Annotated in this window: 8 protein-coding genes; all 8 read right to left on the bottom strand. The window is 37.1% G+C overall.

All coding sequences use genetic code 11. The features are described from left to right. Positions 1–623: 623 nt before the first annotated feature. On the bottom strand, positions 624–4,178 hold the full coding sequence (locus M4I44_RS09345; protein WP_249967114.1) for a DUF6443 domain-containing protein: 3,555 nt from the start codon (positions 4,176–4,178) through the stop codon (positions 624–626). Positions 4,179–4,182: 4 nt separating this feature from the next. Then, the gene (locus tag M4I44_RS09340; protein WP_249967113.1) at positions 4,183–7,440 is read right to left on the bottom strand and encodes an RHS repeat domain-containing protein; all 3,258 of its coding nucleotides are present in this window, start codon (positions 7,438–7,440) and stop codon (positions 4,183–4,185) included. A gap of 372 nt (positions 7,441–7,812) precedes the next feature. After that, positions 7,813–8,817: an isoaspartyl peptidase/L-asparaginase family protein gene (locus M4I44_RS09335; protein ID WP_070908807.1), complete on the bottom strand. Its 1,005-nt coding sequence runs from the start codon at positions 8,815–8,817 to the stop codon at positions 7,813–7,815. Between the two features lie 116 nt (positions 8,818–8,933). Then, positions 8,934–9,836 carry an ROK family protein gene (locus M4I44_RS09330; RefSeq protein ID WP_233430752.1) on the bottom strand — a complete coding sequence of 301 codons (903 nt, stop codon included), beginning with the start codon at positions 9,834–9,836 and terminating at the stop codon, positions 8,934–8,936. Between the two features lie 173 nt (positions 9,837–10,009). After that, on the bottom strand, positions 10,010–11,470 hold the full coding sequence (locus M4I44_RS09325) for a glycoside hydrolase family 125 protein (protein WP_249967112.1): 1,461 nt from the start codon (positions 11,468–11,470) through the stop codon (positions 10,010–10,012). 4 nt (positions 11,471–11,474) lie between these two features. After that, on the bottom strand, positions 11,475–13,760 hold the full coding sequence (locus M4I44_RS09320) for a GH92 family glycosyl hydrolase (RefSeq protein WP_249967111.1): 2,286 nt from the start codon (positions 13,758–13,760) through the stop codon (positions 11,475–11,477). Positions 13,761–13,898: 138 nt separating this feature from the next. Continuing rightward, on the bottom strand, positions 13,899–16,175 hold the full coding sequence (locus M4I44_RS09315) for a GH92 family glycosyl hydrolase (protein ID WP_249967110.1): 2,277 nt from the start codon (positions 16,173–16,175) through the stop codon (positions 13,899–13,901). A 236-nt stretch (positions 16,176–16,411) separates the two neighbouring features. Beyond that, positions 16,412–18,400: a glycoside hydrolase family 2 protein gene (locus M4I44_RS09310; protein WP_249967109.1), complete on the bottom strand. Its 1,989-nt coding sequence runs from the start codon at positions 18,398–18,400 to the stop codon at positions 16,412–16,414. Positions 18,401–18,448 lie beyond the last annotated feature (48 nt).

Below are 18,448 nucleotides of genomic sequence, written 5' to 3'. Positions count from 1 at the left end.
TGTAAATTCATTTTTTAACGAATCAGATGAAAGACTTTGAATGAGTCATAAAACAGTAAACAGTAAGGAAGTAGGTAGATTTAACGTCGCTAAAATTACCTTAGCCCCCATCATATTTTATTCTAAAAACGCCTTTATAAACAAAAAACAACCCGAGGGTTGTTTTTCTATTTTTAAATATGGCAATGTCATAAATAATCTTACAAGTATTTTATCGAATAATTATCGAGCCCTATATCTGTAACATTACCTTATTTTCTGTTTTTAATTATTAGAATCATTAAAATTACAAATGAAATAAATATATAAAAGAATAAAATCCAACCGTGTAGTTTTTCATTTTTAGAAACACCGTTCATCAATAAAATTTCATTTTTCGGGAATAATTTACTAAGTATTAAATAACATACAAAAATAACTATTAACGAATAAACATAAAGCTCTACTCGCGAATGGTTGGAAAAAATCATTACTGACAAAGTGGGGAAAAAAAATATCAATACTCCAAATATATTCATGAAAAGCAATAATAAAAGTGCAAAAATTGAACTTTCGTATGGAATTCTAGCTGTAGCATCTTTATTGTAGTATTTGTAAAATAAATAGATAATATATTTCATTTTTTAGTGTGTTAAAATTGCTGAATCTATTGAGTTCCCTAATCCATCATAAATTTTATCTGAAACCCCCGTTACATCCATTATTCCTAAAGTTAATCCAACAATAGGATTCGCCCTAACGAATAACATTCCTGTATTAACAGATGCTTTGAGAATATTAGCAGTTGTGGGATTATTATAAGCTTCAATTGTCGATGAAAATGCACTAGCTACACCAGCTGCTTTACCTAAAATTTCAGTTCCCTTTAATAATTTATTGGCCGCTGGTGTAAACTCCAGTTGATCGGCCATTTTCATTGTTATCTCCTGAGCTCCCATAGCAACTCCAACAGCATCAGCAGTATCTCCTATTGTCTTCGTATCTATTGATTCGGTATCTATAGCAATTGAACCACCTACTTTTACTGCGGCGATTTCTGTACGACCTTCTGCTCTGTCTGGTGCTGTTTTTTGAGTATCATTACTACTACTTGACCATTTTCCTCCTTCTTTTAAGGTTATTGTACTATCGCCATTAGTATAGGTATTGTTCGTTTTACCATCGGAGTAATCTGAATATCCTGCATCTTTAGCCTGTTGTGGAGACGTAATATCACTTCTAAATACCCAACTTGATCCATCTCTTACCCAATCTGTTGGTCCTGCTATCATTCCATCAGGATCAATAAAAAATACCGGATTATTAAGAGCATAAGTATATGGATTAAATCTACGGGATTTTTCTGCTAGTAAATCAATATTCATCCAACGTCCTAATGCAGGATCATAATTTCTTGCACCATAGTCATAGAAGTTGAGTCCTAACTCTCCTTGTAATTCTTTTCCATTGTACTTGAATTTCTGTGCCGCTGAACTTCCTAACGTATTTACAACATTCGTATGTGATTTTTGCTCTAAACCAAAAGGATAATAGTTATTTTCTTCTATAATACTTAAACTCTTGTTATAGCTTAAACGAATATTCCCTAAGTGGTCTTTGTATTGGTAAATATACTCATAAACTCCATTATTATGGCGTACATATCCTTCTTGATGAGGAAAAAACTGGAGGTTATTGTTTTCATATTGAAAACCTCCGGCATAATCGGTAGTAATACCTCCGGCTACTTTACGCTGTTTTAGTCCTGTTGCATCATACGTGTAACCAATTGTTCCTCCCGGAAGTGTTATTAAAGTTGGTAATCCTAAATAATTGTAGACGATAGGAGTAGTTATACCTTTATTCACATCGGTAATCATGTTACCATTAGCATCATAATTATAATCAATACTTGCTCCGCTATTTCCGTTATTAAATCCTTCTTTATTAGCAGATCCGTCTTCTACTTTAAGTAATCGGTTTCCTCCATCATAAGTATAAACTAAATTATCTATGGTACCGTAATTTGGAGTATTCAGAACGGTATTTCCATTTCTGAATAATTTCATCATATTTCCATTCTTATCATAAGAAGAATTCTCGTTGTAACGTCCTAAATTATCAGCTGCTTCCGTTAAACGATTTAAGGCATCGTAGGTATAAGAATAACTTCTTAAACTCTTATCGGTGTGCGCCGTTTTCCAAAAAGTCTGACTTATATTTCCGTTGTACAAACGTTTTAAAGGATCTGCCGCATCATTGTAATTGACCTGGAAAGCAAATAAATTGGCTCCTATATTATTGATATCATTGATATTTTTAAGCCATCCCCGAATATTATACTTGTAATTTACTGTTTGCACACCGCCCACAATCTTTTCTCTTAATTGTCCCAAATTATTGTACGTATTTGAAACAATGGTTTCCTGAGCCTGATTGTTTATTTTTTGCTTTTGTGTTAACACCCTTCCCATATGATCAAATGTAAAAGTATTTGCGATCACGATTTCTGCATTTGCCCCTTTTTTATGAGTCGAGATTGTTTCTAAGACCCTGCCTGTAAAATCAAGCTTGCTTTTTGTTGTACTTATAGTCGAGAGGAAATTGTTTTTACTATAGTTGTAAATCCCCCTGCCTTTACTATCATAATAATTTACATTGGTAGTCCATAAAGAAGTTCCAACTATACGCACTTTACTAGTGGTAACAAACCCTTTTGCTGTAGCACTTGGTGTAATCCCGAAAGAAGGAACAGCTGTTGCACCATCCAGATCAATATTACTATAATGATCGTAATAACTAATCGTCAATAAATCAATACCACTGGTTGGAAAACAGACATTACTATAATAAATGTTAGTTCCTGCAATAGATATTGCAGTTGGAGCTCTATTTTCGAACAGCACCGTTCCGTTGGCTAGTCCCTGAACAGCCGCTCGGGTGGTTTGCAGTGAATTTAAATATTCTCCTGTATAAACTGGTCTGTCAAAAGCATCATACTTCGTAAAGATCCATTTATTCAAAGCTCTTAAATTACCATCCTGAGTTAAAATCGGTCTGTTTAATTTATCATATATAATAAACTCCCATTCTTTACCCGGCATTTTTTTCTCGACCGCTCGATTGAGATGATCGTATTTGTATTGATAACAAACATCTCTTAAAACATCAGCAGTCACGGACTTATCTGCTTTGGGAGTCAATACAAAGGTCAAATTTCCGTAAATATCATAAACATAATAAATATCATGTGGTGTACTTATGGCAATATTATTTACAATTGAAACACCATAAGTTCGTTTAAGGATTATGCGCCCTTCGTTATCTTTAAATTCTTCAGTTGTGTTTTCATTGCCGCTCTTCCAGTTCTCATTTTTGATCACTGTTTTGTTCAATTCGCCTGCTCTATAAAAAACATTTCCTGGTGCATTTCCTAATGTGATGTCATATATACCAAATGCTGCATTCCATGTGGTTAGAGCCGTAAAAAGCTTTACCTCATTTACGCCATTAGTCTGATAATCGAATTTCTCTTCATGCCCGGTTCCCAATGCCCAGTCTTTCCCGGGCGCTGCCTGAAACAAGACCCGGTTCAAAGGCGATTCTTCAAACTTTTTCTGAGAAAAAGGGTTCGGATTCGTGTTACTAATTTCTGAGGGATAATTTGAAATATAGTAATTATTCGTATTTGTACTGGCAGTCGTTCTGTAAGAAGCACTGGTTCCTACAGTACCTAAATAAGGCAAATACTCTTTGTCCTGTCTGCCTACAGCATCATACTCAATAGGTGTTATTAGATCCACTTTTCCTGGCGAAGCCTTAATCGCAACACTTTGCATCGGTCGTCCCAATCCATCAAAGTAAGAAATATTTTCAATCACCTCATCATTATTCGTAATTTCCGAAAGCGATCGCACCCCTTTTTGATAAGAACGTGTAAAGACATAATTTTCATTACTAAATGTGCTCGGGATATAACTGTTAGAATTTACATTAGCAGCAAAAGTACTTCCCGCTTTTATCCAGGTAGTAGGTTTTAATACAATACTTTGTGCGGCTAGGAGTGTTTCTTCTCCGGTTACAATATAATCTGTACTTGGAGCTTCTGGTTTTATTATCGAAACTGGCGTCTGAGCAAACACATTTACATTAATAAAAACCAGCAAAAATGTTATTTTATTTAAAACTTTTTTTATCATAATACTAATTTTTATAATGGTATTTGTTCTCTGAAATAAGGTTACCCTCTTTATCCTTTACCGTCTCCAACCTGCCATAAGTATCATACTGGTAATAAGTTATATTTCCATTAGGATCGGTAATACTACTTACCCCTACTAAAGGTATATAAGTATAGATGGTAACCATCGTATTGGGCAGAGCAGTTCTTAGAAAGTCAAGTGAATTGGCAGATAAACTACCATCATTAATTTCTTCATTTAAGGTAAAATCTATTTTTTTTATCAATTCACTATGTGTGATCCCCTGTACTTTTAAAACAGGATGTTTATCGCCATACCCCCAAACAATTGCTGTAGGAATACCATTTTCAGTAGAAAATTGCAACAAATTCCCTTTACTGTCATATTTGTCATACTTGATTTTACGATCGACATTGGAGCTTGGATTAATATCCTTTCCTTTCTTTTTGTGTTCGGCAGATTTTAGAATAAGATTATTTAAAACACTATACTGGTTGTAGGTTTCCGCTACATATAAATTGTTTACTTTTTCACGAATAATAATAGGATTAGCAATCATATTACGGTTTTCCATTTCTTCAAAAATTGCAGCATTAGGATCTGCATCATTCCATAAATCAGGTGCATATTTATATTCCTGAACAATATCTTCATTCTTACTATTTCTTGTACTTATTGTACTCGGAAATTTATGAAATCTACTATCGTAACTATAATTAATACGCTTAACCAGAGGTGGTAAAGAAGACATCGGGAAATAAGTAGAATCAATAGTTGCCGCGACTACTTTTACAATATCAGTAATGATCTTATATTTTGATGCTCTTAAACTAATACCATGCTTATACCCTTCAGTAGCATAATCGCCTGGTCGGCCTAAAGTGATTTCTGCCATTTTCAGACCATAAACATTGTGAGGTTCTTTAGTCCCATGTTTAAGTCCCGGCGCATAGTTTTGATAAAGAGTAACGGTTCGCTTCAATTTTCGATTTTGTTGATCAAAAACTTCCTTCGAAAGTAAATGCCCACGATTCCAATCATAATTAGGTGATGGTGGAAAAGGAAAAGTATTCTTGACCGGCAGGTCTAAAGCAAAGGCAGACAAACGATAGCTATCATTATGATTACCATAAGACAAATGGTGTATCATAGGAGGCTCAAAGAGACCGTCACAATACCCAATGGAAAAAGGATTGGTACAAGGTCCATCATCGTCAACATGAATATCCGTTCCTACATCTATAGTCCCATTATTTGAATAGGTACTCACCGTTTTTCCATTACCAGGTCTTATTTCAGATACCACACCATATCCGATTAGTCTGTTATCTATTGAATTAAACTCCATTTGCGAATCACTGAACCTGCTCAAATTTGCCCTATAATAGTTAAAATTATACTCTTGATAATTCGTGAAGTGCGAGAGCATTCTCGCCATCATAGGTTTTCCTATTATTCTTCCGGAGGTCTTTCCTTGTTTATCTTTATATTCATACAAAAATGATTCGTCTTTTTTTCCATCGTTTGTCGTTATCTTTTTGATACGTAGCCCCGGTCCTAAAAAAGTTTCTCCTCTATCTATATATTCGTTTGGTTCATACTCATAAACGGTGCTTCCACCGGTGGGATAGCTAATTTTATTCAACATCCCTATTCCCATAAAATTCGCAGCCGGGGATCTGTTTGCTCCTTCAAAAATAAATTCTGTCCCGGTATAAAGATTTAATTTCTCTACTCTAAAACTATCACTTCCGGGAAAAGCCGGATAAACATACATTTTTGGTATTAAAGTCGTATTTTGATTTGCTCCATTATAAAAACCCCATAAATCAGTCGCAAAAGAATTCATTTGCGGCAGTTTCTGTGTAGCATTTTCCCCAAAATCTTTCAAATTATACTGAAATTTATGAGAACTAAACTGAGTCAGATTCGCAGGATTATAATACCTTTTGACCTCTTTCAGTATCATTCGTCTATAACCCGGTTTCTCCGCTGTTTTCGCACTTTCTATTCCATCCGAAATAGAAAAACCATAGTTTAAGCCTATCTTTTTAACGAGCATCCCTGCTAAAGAGTTATATACATTGATCTCTTCTAAAGCCTTACCTCTATTTTCGTCTATTGGAAGCTTATTCTGTTCGGATTTAAATTCTACAATGGTGTTTGGCAAATAAATCTTAGATAATCTTTTAAGAACCATTGTAGTACCCTGACTTCTTGATGCATAAAATATTTCAGGTTCCCAATACTTTTCATGATGCTGACTGCCCGTTTGCATCCCTAATGGCTTAAAATGAATCATTTCCTCTTCATATTCAAAGTTAACTACATTCTGATTAGAAGTTACCACTTTACTTAAATGCCAGGCACTTCTGGTATGACTTATATATTGGCCTCCAGCCCTTTCCCATCCTCGTGGACCAACACCTAAACCAGTATCATCTGCAACTCCCGGATTGTAACACAACTGCCACGTATCCATTATATCGTTCGTTATTTCAAATGCTTCAAAATAATATTTTGTATTGTCGGTATCGGTAATAACAAAACTATCAATATTGTAATAATCCCGACCACCAGAAGTTTCTTTCCCCATTTTGTATTCGATTTTCAGTCCCATCCATGGAACCTGATGAACAGAGATTGCACCGTTGACATTATCAAAAATAAATTTGCCTGATTTTCCATTAAAATTAAACTCAAAAATATCGGGTTGACTATCGGTCCTCGGAAAGATATCGTAGTCACCATTCGTAACATAGAATGGATTTAACTTATTACTGAAATCGGTATAATTCGTTGTACCGGTAGTCTGATGAAAATTAAACAGATTTAGATCGCGAACGTTCGCCTTACTGTGCAACCATCCCTTTACTTCTATAATTTTTCCCCTTTCCTCTCGAAGTACAATAACATCATCCGGCTCTCCTTTAATATTTCTTGTGATACTGCCTCCTGCTGAAAGATACCATCCAAGTCCTACATTGGTAGATTTTTGCGACACCCGAATTCCACCCGTACTATACTGAAGGGCTAAATTAAGTTTATACCCGTCGATATCGAAACTTTCTAATGGAATTGCAACTTGAGGTGTCCCTGTAAACAGGCTGACTTCATTTGCACTAACCTTTGACATTTCGGCGGCGTTTGGAGCTTTTGTTGGTTTAAAAAGATCTTGTGAGAATGACCAATTCTGCATTAAAAGAATCAGAAAAAAAACAATTTTTCTCCAAAACTCTTTTTTTGTTTTTGTTTTCATACTATTTTTTAAGGAAGTGAAAGAATTTAAAAGAGGCTAATAAATCCTAATTTTTAATGAACAATCTAACTTTGATAATAAAATATTTTAGGATACAACTACTTTATTTTTTTCAAACCTATTGATAGTAAGGGTGGTTACGAAACAAGAGTGTAATTCTGTATTCATTATTTAATTTATTAAGTTTATTCTGTAAACCTAAAACATTAGAATTTCCTGTACATTAAAATAACATTAGAATTCCTCCTAAATAAAACCAATCCGATGTCCTCCATTTTATAGTTTAGTAGGGTATAAAAAAAATGCGCAAAGATCTTTATGACCTTTGCGCATTACAAAATAACTAACCCTGCTAAGGGGTAAATCAGTATCCTACTTCAGAAAAAAATCGGCATCGATTAAACGGTTTCCGGTGTCGTCATAGACGGCATAGTTAAAACCTCCCTGAATGCAATAGGAACCATATTCTCCGGCTTTGTTCAGGGCGATAAAACCTACCTGAATGTCTTTTAAGTCTTTGTTTCTGTTCTTTGTTAATTTCACAATTCGTGCAACGGCTTCTTCGCAGGCTTTTTGAGGAGATTTACCTTGTCGCATCAATTCGACCACAAGATGACAGCCCGAAATCCGGATAACTTCTTCACCGTGACCGGTAGCTGTTGCGGCTCCTATTTCATTGTCGACATACAAACCAGCTCCGATAATTGGGGAATCACCAACACGTCCGTGCATTTTAAATGCCATTCCGCTTGTAGTGCAGGCTCCGGAAAGATTACCATTGGCATCCAAAGCAATCATTCCAATGGTATCATGATTTTCGATATTAGCAATGGGCTTGTATTTGCTGTCTTTGAGCCACTCTTTCCATTCTTTTTCGGATTCCTCTGTTAGCAGGTTTTCTTTTTTAAAACCTTGTGCTACTGCAAATTGCAGAGCTCCATCGCCTACCAGCATGACATGGGGTGTTTTTTCCATGACTGCTCTTGCAACCGATATGGGATGTTTGATATATTCTAAAGCAGCAACCGATCCTATATTGGCATTTTCGTCCATAATACAGGCATCTAACGTTACACGGCCATCTCTGTCCGGACGTCCGCCGTAGCCTACACTTCTTTCTTTAGGGTCGCCTTCGGGAATTTTAACTCCGGCTTCAACAGCATCTAAAGCGGTTCCTTTGCTTTTTAGAACTTCCCAGGCGGCTTCATTGGCCTGAATTCCAAATCTCCAGGTAGAAAGCACAATGGGCTTTTTTCCTTTTTTAGAAACTATGTTTTTTTCTTCTTCTTCCGAATTGGATTGAAAAGATTGCAAGGCTACCGCTACTGAAGCAATAGCGGCAGTTTTTATAAAATTTCTGCGATTTGAATTTGTCATATCTATTCTTTTATGGACCACTGATCCTTTTTTTTACCACAGATTAGAGGATTCAAAAGGATACTCTAATCTGTGTTGTAAATCTTTTTAATCTGTGGCATCTAATATAATCAAAACTATGCTGTATAAAGCAAACTTGTTGCGCCTAATAATGCTGCAATTTCATTATCTGTAGAAACCGAAACGCTAACGTTACTTCCCGCTTCTTTTAATTTTTTATTGAAAATCGGTAGAAAAAATTCGCTTGCATTGGCTATTTTCCCTCCAATAATAAAACCATCTGCCGAGAATTTTTCTAACCATGGAATAACAATCGCTGCTAAATCTTCTCCCATTTTTTCAAACACCTCTATCGCTACTTTATCTTCGGCTTTCGCCAGATTAAAAAGCTCCAATCCGTTGTTTATTTTTTTTCCGCTTAAAGCGAAATAACCGGTTATAAGTCCACGTGCGGAAACATAATCTTCGGCAATTCCGTCTTGATAAGGCAGATCGTATATTTCTCCGTCTTTTGGTACTAAATCGCCCGTACTAATCGATTCGCCTTTGTCTATAAAACAGGCTCCAAGTCCGGTACCCAATGTGATGGCCATTACTTTTTTAGAAAGGTTTTCGGCATCTTTAAATACTTCTCCTTTACCAAAACAAACGGCATCATTTTCAAACAATATCGGAAAATCACCCGACAGCTTCAATTGATTCTGAAACAGATCACGGACATTGAGTCCATAAAAATGCTCGTATTTTGATTGCCCTTTTATCCAACAAACACCATTCGTATAATCAAACGGACCCGGCATGCAAACAGCCAATCCTGTGGTATTTTCTACTTTTGAGTTTTCGATTGCAGTGCGAATTGCTTTTTCCCAGATGGTCATTACTTCTGCTACAGGCAAATTCGAATCGAAAGATTCTTTGTGCAGTGAAAAATCGATCACTTTCATGTCTACTATATCAATAATCGCTGCGGTGATATGTGTACCTCCAATGTCTAATCCAACGGCATATTCTTTATTCATTCTTTTGTATTTTGGATTTGAACCAATATGCAGATTAGAAAAATTTAGTTTTATTTTTTTCACCATTAAGAAATTAAGCTTATTAAGTTTAAATGCTTCATTTTTCTTAATTTCTTAATGGTGAATATTTTTATCTCTAGTTTTACTAATTCCTTAATGGTAAATATTTTAGTTTAAATGTTTTTATCTTTTAAAATTTGAGGATAATGAATACTGGTATGTACAATCATTTCTCCAAATAAGGTGTTGGCCCATGCAAACCATTTTCGGGTAAATTTGGCTACATCATCTTTATGGAATGACTCGTGCATGAAACCGGTATCGGCATTTGTTTTGATCAGGTTGCTGATACATTGTTTTATTTCCTGCTCGTCTACACTGGTAATAGCTCTCAAAACGATACTCATTGGCCAAATGGTGTCTGTCCCGGTATGCGGACCGCCAATTCCTTCTCCTGCTTTTCCTTTGTAGAAAAACGGATTGTTTTCTGAAAGTACCACTTTTCGGGTATTCAGATACAGTGGACTGTCGGGTGCTATCGCGCCTAAATACGGTAAGGACAATAAAGAAGGAACATTCGCATCGTCCATCATGTGGAAACTGCCGTAACCGTTGACTTCAAAAGCTATGATTTTTCCGAATTTAGGATGTTCGATAATTCCGTTTTCTTCCAGTCCTTTTTGAACCTGTCCGCGTAATTCTTTGGCTTTTGCTACCAAATTATCGTCTTTTAAAGCCGGTAAAGAGAAAATTTCGATCAGATAACCTAATACTTCGATCGCGAACATATTACTCGGAATTAAATAACCAAATAAAGTACTGTCGTCACTAGGTCTGAAAGTCGAAACGATTAATCCGCATGGTTTTACCGGATAACCATAACCGCTTAAAGGCACTCCGTCTGTCGCCCAGGCGGTAACTCTCTGGAAATTGTACGGCCCTTTATCGTGCATTCTTTGTTGTTCTTTGAAAGTCTGCAATACTAAAAGCATCGCTTCTTTCCACTTACTGTCGAATAAACTAATATCTCCTGTTTCCTTCCAGTAGCCGTGCGCCAATCTTATCGGGTAACATAAACTGTCGATCTCCCATTTGCGTTCGTGAATACCGGGCTGCATCTTGGTCATGTCGTTTTTCCACTCGCTTACTTGTGCAAAATCTTTGTAAAAAGCGTTCGCATACGGATCGAGTAAGATACATTTGGTCTGACGGTTGATTACTCCTTTTACCAATTCAGCCAGTTTTTTATCTTCTTTTACAAATGGAATATAAGGCCAGATCTGCGCTGTACTGTCACGCAGCCACATGGCATCGATATCTCCTGTAATGACATAAGTATCCGGTTTTCCGTCGATAATTTCAAAATCGACAGTGGTATCTAAGGTGTTCGGAAAACAGTTTTCAAACAACCAGGCAAGTTCCGGATTGGCGATTTGTTTTTTGATTCTTACAATGGCAGCTTCAATTGCTTTACTGGTAAATTTTCGTTCTGCCAACGGAGGTCTTTTACTAACAAAATCTTTAATCGAAAAATGAAATGCATCCGATTGCATCCCGAAAACATCCGTTTGAAGCGCCAATAATCCTGCTGAAAAAATCCCTGCATTTTTTATAAATTTTCTACGTGACTGCATAGTATTATTTTGAAGTTGAATAAGAATATGGATAGGCACTTGAAGAAGTTCCTCTTTGTAAATTTGGTTTACTGCTCATGTCGAAATTGAATTCCCCTCCTTTTAATACCTCAAAATGATTGATGAAGTTTTTGGTATGAGTGGTGTTATTCCATTTTAATTCCTGAACATATTTGTTGTCCGCTGAATTGTTTGGAGCATTGATGACCAAATGTTTTCCGTTTTCAAGTTCAAGCGTAATTTTTTTGAACAAAGGCGCTCCAAGTACATACTCGTCCGTTCCCGGGCAAACCGGATAGAATCCCATAGCCGAGAAAATATACCAGGCCGAAGTTTGTCCGTTATCCTCGTCTCCGCAATAACCGTCAGGAGTTGGTTTATAAAGGCGATTCATCACTTCTCTTGACCAATATTGCGTTTTCCAAGGCTCACCGGCATAGTTGTACAAATAAATCATGTGCTGAATCGGCTGATTACCATGGGCATATTGTCCCATATTCATAATTTGCATTTCGCGAATTTCATGAATAACAGCTCCGTAATAACTGTCATCAAAAACCGGAGGTGTTGTAAAAACAGCATCTAATTTAGCGGTGAATTTTTTCTCCCCTCCCATTAAACCAATCAAGCCCTGTACATCATGAAATACACTCCAACTGTAATGCAAAGCATTTCCTTCTGTAAAAGCATCTCCCCATTTAAGCGGATTAAAATTTTTCGGGAAACTTCCATCTTTATTTCTGCCGCTCATCCATCCGATTTCAGGATTATAAAGATTCTTATAATTCATCATTCTTTTTTCAAACAAATCGATTTCTTTTTTCGGACGGTTTAATGCTTTCGCTAATTTCCAAATCGAAAAATCATCGTAGGCATATTCTAAAGTTCTTGCGGCATTTTCATTAATTTTCACATCATAAGGAACGTATCCTAAAGTATTGTAATACGATACTCCTTTTCGTCCTACTGCTTCTAAAGGTCCTTCGTTATTGGCTCCATGCAATAAAGCTTCATACAATTTATTGATGTCATAACCTCTCAATCCTTTTATATATGCATCTGAAACTACTGAGGCGGAGTTGTTTCCGACCATCACGTCTCTGAATCCCGGGCTTGACCATTCCGGCAAAAAGCCTCCTTCTTTATAATCGTTGATGAGTCCTTCCTGCATTTCTTTGTTAATCGAAGGATAAACTAAATTCAACAAAGGATACAAAGCACGGAAAGTATCCCAAAAACCTGTCCCTGCGTACATATAACCCGGCAATACTTTACCATTATACGGACTGTAATGCACAGTCTCTCCTTTTGCATTGATCTCATACTGTTTTTGCGGAAAACAAACGGTGCGGTATAGGCAGGAGTAAAACGTTTTTAATTGTTCTTCGCTTCCGCCTTCGGCATTTAATTTTCCTAAAACTTTATTCCATTCCTGTTTGGATTGTGCTACAGTTTCGGTAAATGATGCTGTGCCTAATTCATTCTTTAAATTCAATTCGGCTTGTTCGAAACTAATAAATGAAGAGGAAACTTTTACGTTTACGATTTCTCCTTTTTTAGTTTTAAATCCAATAACAGCACCTACATGATTGTCTTTTAATTCGAGTTTTTCTTTTTCTAAAACTTTCCCGTGCCAGGCAGCAGTAGTGGCAAAAGGCTTATCGAATTGCAGTACAAAATAGTTTTTGAAATTCTCCGGAACTCCACCACTATTGCGGGTGGTATAACCGATAATTTTATTCTCGGACGGAATTATTTTGATGTAAGATCCTTTGTCAAAAGCATCGATTACGATAGAAGACTGTTCGTTTTCCGGAAAGGTGATCTGAAAATGTGCGGCTCTTTCGGTAGTGGTGATTTCTGTAGTTACATCGTAATCGGCTAAATAAACGCTATAATAATACGGTTTTGAAACCTCTGCTTTGTGACTGAACCAGCTTGCTCTTTCGTCTTCGGTAAAAGCCAATTTACCGGTTACCGGCATGATCGAAAACTGTCCGTAATCGTTCATCCAAGGTGAAGGCTGATGGGTTTGTTTGAATCCTCTAATCTTCTCGGCAGTATAAATATAAGCCCAACCGTCACCCATTTTTCCGGTTTGCGGTGTCCAGAAATTCATTCCCCAAGGTCTGCAAATCGCCGGATAAGTATTTCCATTCGAAAGACTGTGCAAAGATTGTGTCCCCATTAACGGATTTACATACTCTACAGCATCTATTGCTTTGATCTGTGCATTGACAAAACCGAAGCATTCCAATAGTCCTAAAAAAAGTAAACTCTTTATTTTCATGTTTTTATTTTTTTGCTTTAGGCTTTAAGCGATAGGCTATAAGCTAAAAACGGTAACTGATCTCTTCTAAAAATCTATACTCTTTATTCTTTATTCTTTGTTCTTTGTTCTAAAATCTGCAATCTAAAATCTAAAATCCTAAAGCGGTCTGTCTTCTTTTTTCACTCCAAAAGTTATCGACGGTTTGCTTCCCATAAACAATTTAAGCTCTCCTCCTTTTACAATCATATCGTGTGTGATGTATGACTTTGTGTAAGGTTTCCCGTTATACTCTGCTTTTTGGATATAAATGTTTGTCTTGCTATTATCGACAGCTTTCAGGGTAAACGAAATGCCTTCTTTGTGATGTATCGTTGCCGTATTGACTAACGGACTTCCCAATACATAAATTCCGTTGGCCGGATTAACCGAATAGAATCCCATAGAAGAGAAAACATACCAAGCCGACATTTGTCCTAAATCTTCGTTTCCGCACAATCCATCCGGTTTTGTCGAGTAGAATTTCTCATCGATTTCACGGATTAGTTTTGCCGTTTTCCAGGGTTGACCTGCGTAGGCATATAAATACGGAATATGGTGATTCGGTTCGTTTCCTTGTGCATACTGACCAATTAAACCGCTAATATCCGGAGAGATTTCCTCGCCTTCTACTTTGTCTGTGATTAAGAAAAGAGAGTCTAATTTGGCCAGAAATTTATCTTCACTTCCAAACAAATCAATCAAACCATAAGGATCCTGTGGAACTAACCAGGTGTACTGCCAGGCATTTCCTTCTACATAATCATCTTTTCGGTGTGCTGATGAAAGCGGATTGAAGGGCGTTCTCCAATTTCCATCCGTCAACTTACCTCTCATAAAAGTGGTTTCTTTATCGAAGTACAATTTGTATAAATTGGCTCTTTTGAAGAAATAATTATAATCGTCGGTTTTGTTCAGATCCTTTGCCATTAAGGCTACGCAGTAATCATCGATAGCGTATTCTAAAGCGTTTCCAACAGATTCGAGCATTTTATCTGCAGGGATGTATTGCAGTTTTTGTACATAATCCATTCCGTCGCGGGTTTGCATTGCTGTTTTTTTGATGGCTTCGTAGGCCAATGCAACATCATATCCTCTGTATCCTTTCATATAAGCATCAACGATAACCGCTATGGAGTGATTTCCGTTCATGGTATTGGTTTCGTTCCCCATTAAATGCCATACCGGTAATCTTCCCTGCTGTTCGTAGATCGCCAAAAACGATTTTACAATGTCATTGATTTTATCCGGCTGTGTAAGGGTGTACAACGGATGCAGTCCGCGATACGTATCCCAAAGTGAGAAGGTGGTATAGTTGGTAAAATTTGCTTTTTCGTACACTTTTTTATCGGTACCTCTGTAATCTCCGTTAACATCATTAAAGATGGAAGGTGCAAACATGGTGTGGTACATCGCAGTGTAAAATACCTTCATGGTTTTATCATCTGCTTTGATCTGAATTTTGTTCAGTTCTTTGTTCCATTTTAAAGTTGCTTCTTTGGCTACGGCCTCAAAATTCCAACCCGGAATCTCAGCTTTAATATTTGCTGAAGCATTCTCATAACTTACCGGAGATATTCCGACTTTTACTAAAATCTGTTCGTTTTTTACCGTTTTAAAATCTAAAACCGCTTTCATTTTTAAGGCTTCTCCCTCGTTTCCGGCAATTGCAGTGGTAGCATCATACAAGGCCATCGCAGCAATTGGTTCCGAAAATTCCATGGTGAAAAAAATGCGCTGATCGGCAGCCCAGCCAGCAGAATAACGATAACCCACAAGCGTGGTTTCATTGACTTTTTTGATAAACGTTTTAACCGGTTTGTCCCAGCCAATTCCGTCTGCAAGATCCAGTAAAACATGATTATCAGTAACGGAATTAAAAGTATACTTATGAAAACCAACTCTTTCGGTGGCTGTCAGTTCTGCTTTAATTTTATATTTGTCTAAGATAACGCTGTAATATCCGGCTTTACTCACTTCATTCTGATGGGAGAAATAAGAGCCGTAACCGGTAGTCATGTCTTCTTTTGTCCCTTTGGTAAGTGGTACTTTTCCAGATACCGGCAATAAAAGAATATCGTTTAGATCTCCAATTCCTGTTCCACTCAAATGGGTATGTGTGAAACCTAAAATGGTATTGCTGGCATAGTTGTATCCGCTGCACCAATCCCAGCCTTCAAAAACATTTACAGGGCCTAATTGTACTGCTCCAAAAGGAACATTGGCTCCCACAAATACATGTCCGTGGCCCGCCGAGCCTATAAACGGATTCACATATTGGGTATAATCTAAATTCGTTTGTTTTGCCTTCTTTTGCTGTGAAACAACCGGATTGGCAAAAAATAGGTTTAAAGCTAAAATGCCGCTAAAAGCTATTCTGTTATATTTTGTAAACATACTTATTTTTATATTGACTTGTGTTGATTGGCCACGGATGACACTGATTAAACTGATTAAACTGATTTACACAGCTATTCTTTAATTTTGAACCAAAAAATTTAACCGCTAAGTGCGCAAGGATTTACGCAAAGGCCGCCAAGCAGACGCACTGCCAGAAAACCTTTGTGGCTTTGAACCTTTGCAACTAAAAATCTCAGAACCTCAGCCTCTCAGAACCTTAGTACCTAGAAGGCTTAGTACCTTTTAAGAACATCATACAGAGAATAAACTCTAATAATCGGCTTTGCTATCGCACCTTCAAACGTGATGGTTTTCTCTTCTCCTGCTTTCAAATCGAAATAGTTGTCGCTCCACTTTCCGGTATATCCTTTTATAGAAACATTGACGTATTTGGCAAATTTCGAGGCTTTTAGAATCAGCTTATTTCCTTTTACCTGCCAGGTGATTTTTGGGTCTTCCAATTTTAGATTGATCGGACGGGTTAAATCAATTTCCGGCGTTTTATCATCGCGGTAAGCTTCTTTCATGGCGTACCATGCTGCTTTGGGCTGTCTGTCGTAATAATCGGTAACGCTCCAGCTTGCTACCGGCCAACAATCGTTAAGCTGCCAAACCAATGTTCCCATATTGTAAGGTGCTTTTGAACGATGGATTCCGATAATATTTTTAAGGGAATAATATTGTAAACACTGTGTGAGATACGTATAATCTTCGACATTCATTTTCTTAATTTTAGTCGAATCAATAAAATATCGGTTCAGGTACGAATCTAATTTCACGAATCCTTTCCCTGCTTTTTGATGGGCCTGTAAGATATCGGAATATAAATATCGATCTTCAGCTTTTGTAAATCTTTCGATCGACGAATAATTGGGCATTGCCTGCATTCCGTATTCGCTCACAAAACGTCCTGTTTTATTTTGCACGGCTTCCACATCTTCCAATCCCCACCAGGTTCCCCAATAATGGCTGTCACCTTCGGTTAAACTTTTTGCTTTTGACCAGTGGAATGATGGTGAAGAACTAATATATGGTCGTTTATCATCTACTTCTTTTACCCATTTTGGGATACTGTCCTGAAACAAACGAACGTAGTCTTTCCATAAACGAATTGAATCCTGCTTAGGCATTTTCATACTTTTTTGCCATCCCCAATCTTTAAAGGCTTCGTCGATTTCGTTATTGCCACACCACAAAACAATACTCTTGTGATGGCGTAAACGTTTTACCTGATACTGAACTTCTTTTTTTACATTGGCGAAAAAAGCATCATCTCCCGGTACCATTGTCCCAGCAAACATAAAATCCTGCCAGACATAGATGCCGTTTTTATCGCATAAATCATAAAAGTAATCGTCTTCATAAATACCACCTCCCCATACGCGAAGCATATTCATATTGGCATCTTTGGCCATACCAATTACTTTTTCATATTCTTTTTTGGTCACTCTGGAAAGAAACGCATCCGACGGAATGTAATTGGCTCCTTTCATATAAACCGGTTTTCCATCGATTTTAAAATAAAATGTTTTACCCACCTTATCCGGTTCCTGAACCAACTCGATTTTACGGTCTAACACATACGGTTTCTCAGCTTCTTTTTTGTCGTAAGCTTCTAAACGCGGGGTTTTCCAAATTCCGCAAGTGGTGAATTTGGGTCCCCAGTCCCATCCAAAATGGTATTGTGCTTTACGTACATACGCACGTGGATTGTCGGGAATTACAAAAGGTAAATCTTTCTTGGCCAGGGAATCGACTACATTTTGCGCCGATTTAAACACAATAACCAGGTTGTTATTTCCTGATTTCAGTACTTTTTTTACATCTACACGCCATTGCAGGAACATGTTGTCGGCTTTTAAAACTACCTGATTGTTCAAATAAACGGTGGCATAAGTATCCAGTCCGTCAAAAACCAATTCTGTATGTTTTTTAGCGAGTGTTGCCGGGCTTACCTGAAAAGTCGTTTTATACTCCCAGTCTTTCTTTTCAATCCAGGTCAGTTTTTTTTCATTGTCCCGGTAAAATGGATCCGGTATGGTTTTATTGTTCAGCAGATCGGTATGTATTTCTCCCGGAACTGTCGCAGGATACCATTTTTCGGTTTTAGTCTCCCGATACTGCCAGCCGGTTTTTAAATCTTTATTTTGGGCATTTGCCGCCAATGAAAAATTGGCGAGACAAACGCCGACAAACCAATAAAATCTTTTTGTATACTCCATTTTATACCAATTATAATTATGTATCTAGTCTTCTGGTTTCTGGTATAA

The sequence above is a fragment of the Flavobacterium sp. B183 genome, from assembly GCF_023539155.1.
Lineage (GTDB): Bacteria > Bacteroidota > Bacteroidia > Flavobacteriales > Flavobacteriaceae > Flavobacterium > Flavobacterium tructae.
Note: the sequence above shows the minus strand (reverse complement) of the source record. Positions and strands in the feature narration are given on the sequence as shown.